The organism is Bradyrhizobium sp. Mp27 (assembly GCF_029953005.1).
Taxonomy (GTDB): domain Bacteria; phylum Pseudomonadota; class Alphaproteobacteria; order Rhizobiales; family Xanthobacteraceae; genus Bradyrhizobium; species Bradyrhizobium barranii.
The window spans coordinates 1-213 of the sequence record NZ_JASAUS010000924.1 but is presented as its reverse complement, the minus strand read 5'-3'; the positions used below and the strand labels follow the sequence as shown (position 1 = coordinate 213).

Genomic DNA, 213 nt, shown 5'->3' with positions numbered 1-213 from the left:
AGCGAGCGGCGTACGCCTACGTAGGCGCCCTGCAACCTCTGGACATCACCAGGCTGAAGGTTAAGCTCTTCAAACATTCCCTGCTGCTCTGCGGTGATCGGGACATCTAAAACAGCTGCAGTCCAGCCTTCTGGAACGGCGGCGAGTACCAGGGTCGGCGCCTGGCTCGGCTTAGCCAACGCAATCCATATCTCAGTTTTTGCGTCGTCCGAG

The 213-nt window shown here is 58.7% G+C and carries 1 protein-coding gene; it reads right to left on the bottom strand.

What is annotated here, in order from left to right; all coding sequences use genetic code 11:
- A partial coding sequence (locus tag QJT78_RS53015; RefSeq protein WP_281461032.1) for a hypothetical protein occupies positions 1–213 on the bottom strand: 213 nt, incomplete at both ends.